General features: G+C 64.0%; 1 protein-coding gene and 2 pseudogenes. 1 reads left to right on the forward strand and 2 read right to left on the reverse strand.

All coding sequences use genetic code 11. The features are described from left to right. Positions 1–41 precede the first annotated feature (41 nt). Positions 42–752 (reverse strand): annotated as a pseudogene (locus tag HOV91_RS38795) (IS256 family transposase); the annotation flags it as partial. 101 nt (positions 753–853) lie between these two features. Here HOV91_RS38795 and HOV91_RS38800 point away from each other — a divergent pair. Continuing rightward, a complete protein-coding gene (locus tag HOV91_RS38800) occupies positions 854–2,419 on the forward strand; it encodes an ISL3 family transposase (protein WP_438822732.1) in 1,566 nt (521 codons plus the stop codon). Between the two features lie 24 nt (positions 2,420–2,443). On the opposite strand, the pseudogene HOV91_RS38805 reads toward HOV91_RS38800, so the two are convergent. Further along, positions 2,444–3,010, reverse strand: a pseudogene (locus tag HOV91_RS38805) (transposase); the annotation flags it as partial. Positions 3,011–3,086 lie beyond the last annotated feature (76 nt).

Raw genomic sequence — 3,086 nt, forward strand, 5'->3', positions numbered from 1 at the left:
GGGGACTGTCGGGTAAACGGCGGATCTGACCCCGGTGTTGGTTAGTTTCCGGTCGGGGTGATCCGGCCTTCGAAGGTGATAGCGAACGCGTTCAGTGCGGGCTTCCACCTCATTGCCCATCGTGCCCGGCCGCGCCCGGTGGGGTCCAGCGAGCGGGTCACCAGATACAGGCACTTCAGCGCCGCCTGCTCGGTCGGGAAATGCCCGCGCGCTCGCACCGCCCTGCGATAGCGGGCGTTGAGGGACTCGATGGCATTGGTGGAGCAGATGACCCGCCTTATCTCGACGTCGTAGTCGAGGAAAGGCACGAACTCACTCCACGCGTTCTCCCACAATCTGACGATCGCCGGATACCGTGGCCACCACTTTGTGGCGAACTCACCGAACCGCTCTTTTGCCGCGGCTTCGGTCGGTGCGGTGTAGACCGGCTTGAGATCACGACTCATCTGGTCCCAATACTGCCGGGCGGCGTATCGGAAAGAGTTGCGCAGCAGATGGATCACACACGTTTGCACGATCGTCCGTTCCCAGACGGTGGTGATCGCCTCCGGCAAGCCTTTGAGCCCATCGCAGACGCCGATGCACACATCGGCGACGCCACGGTTCTTGATCTCGGTCAGCACAGCCAGCCAAAACTTGGCGCCCTCGCCGCCGTCGCCGGCCCACAACCCCAGGATGTCGCGCTCACCGGCCACGGTGACACCGATGACCACGTAGATCGGACGGTTGGTGACCTGGCCATCCCTGATCTTGGCTCTGGCGCAATTCTCGTGACTCGCCGGTTCCGGCGTTCGCGGATTGCGACGGTTGCTGGTAGTGATGGCGGGCGTGTTCGGGTGATCTTGTTCGGAAGTTGTTGCCGCACTTGGATGATCTGTCGATCGGGCAGGTCCTCGGTGAGGGCGAGATGATCGTCATCGAAGCGGTGGTCGTCTCACCGACTGCTCGGTGTCCGCGATGTGAATCGATCTCGACGCGTGTGCATTCTCGCTATCGGCGCAAGCTTGCCGATGCGGCGATCGCCGGTCGGGGGTTGGTCTTGCGGCTGACGGTGCGCCGGTTCTTCTGCACCAACACGAACTGCTCAGCCAAGACTTTCGCCGAGCAGGTTGCCAGTTTGACCGTGAAATGGTCACGACGAACGAGCCGACTGACCTCGATGCTTGTTGCGATCGGGTTGGCGATGGCTGGGCGCGCCGGTGCGCGACTTGCGCAGCGGCTGGGGCTGTCGGCCAGCCGGGACACACTCATTCGGCTGGTCCGCGGGTTGCCGGACCCACCGATCGGCCCGGTGACGGTGCTGGGTGTCGATGATTTCGCCTTCCGGCGCGGCCACCGCTACGGCACCGTCATGGTCGATCTCGACACCCACCGGCCGGTCGACCTCATCGACGGCCGTGACGGTGACGCCCTGGCTGCCTGGCTGCGCGCCCGGCCGCTGCCACAGATCATCTGCCGGGACCGCGCCGGTGGGTATGCCGAGGGAGCACGCCAAGGCGCCCCGGACGCGCTGCAAGTCGCTGACAGGTTTCATCTGTGGCAGAACCTCGGCCAAGCGGTCGAGAAGGACCTCTCGATGATCCGCCGCGATCTTGCCGCGACCTTGGCGGCGCAGGCGTCCGCTGGGCGATCCAGCCAGCCACCGCCGGTCGTGCAGCATGCCGAACTGAAGGTGGTTCGACGCTTCCGCCATCATCACGCCGCGGTTCACCGGCTGCTCGATCAAGGCCTCAGCAAATCGGCGATTGCTCGTGAGCTGGGCCTGCACCCGGCGACAGTGCGGAAATTCGCCAGTTCAATGACGGTCGATCCCTTGATCGCCAAGAACCAGCAGCGCTCGAGCATCCTCGACGGGTATCACGAGCACCTGCACCAACGCTGGAACGATGGCATCCGCAACGCCGCTGCGCTCACTCGCGAGATCGCGGGCATGGGATATCCCGGCACCGAGCAGCAGGTGCAACGCTACCTGCGCCGGTTCCGCACCGGGACCGGCCAGACCGCGGTTCCCGCGCCGCGGCCGCCGTCGGTTCGTGACATGACCCGATGGATCATGACCGACCCCGCCAACCTCGCCGAAGACGACAGCGACAACTTGCAGCGCCTTTCCAAACACAACAAAGACCTGAAGCGGCTCGCGATCCATGTCGAAGACTTCGCGGTCATGATGACCCGCCTCCGCGGCCACTGTCTCGAGGCCTGGATCAGCACGGTCGAGAAAGACCAGCTGACAGCGATCGCGTCGTTCGCCCGCAACCTGCGCCGTGACATCGACGCCGTCCGCAACGGCCTGACCCTGCCCCACAGCTCCGGGCCCGTCGAAGGCCACATCAACCGCATCAAAATGATCAAACGCCAGATGTTCGGCCGCGCCAACCTCGACCTACTCCGCAAACGCGCACTCCTGCACACGAACTGAACATCACGAGGTTTGCGCCAGAGCCCTGATCTTCACGTGGATGGCATCGATGAACACGACCGGATACACGCGATCGAGAGGCCGGTTGCACCAGTCGGTCATCTCCGCGACCACCTTGTCGGTAATCGCGGAAACGGTGTCCTTGGACACCGAAGCGCCGTAGATCTCAGCGAAATGCGCCGAGATCTCCCCGGTCGTCAACCCCTTCGCGGTCAGCGACAACACGATCTCATCGACCCCCGACAGCCGCCGCTGACGTTTCCTGACGATCTTCGGTTCGAATGTCGAGCTGGTGTCACGCGGCACGTCGATCTCGACCGGACCGATCTCGGTGACCACCGTTTTCGAGCGCGTTCCGTTGCGAGAGTTCCCTGATCCGCGCCCGGCTGGGTCGTGTTTCTCGTAGCCGACATGCTCGGTCATCTCCGCTTCCAACGCGGTCTCGAGCACGGTCTTGGTCAGCTGGTTGAGCAGCCCACCCGGGCCGACCAGGTCGATGCCCTGTTCCTTGGCCTGCTTCAGCAGTTGCTCGGCCAGCTTCTTGGTATCCGCCGCGTCCTTCTTCGCCACGGCGTCGAGTGTCTCCGACACTGCTCGATCCTTCCCGCCGAACCGTCAGGTCCGGCCAGTCAGACCAAGGTCAAATCCGCCGTTGTTCCGACAGTCC

Origin of the sequence: Nocardia barduliensis (assembly GCF_013315795.1) — a bacterium.
In the GTDB taxonomy this organism is placed as follows: Bacteria; Actinomycetota; Actinomycetes; order Mycobacteriales; family Mycobacteriaceae; genus Nocardia; species Nocardia barduliensis.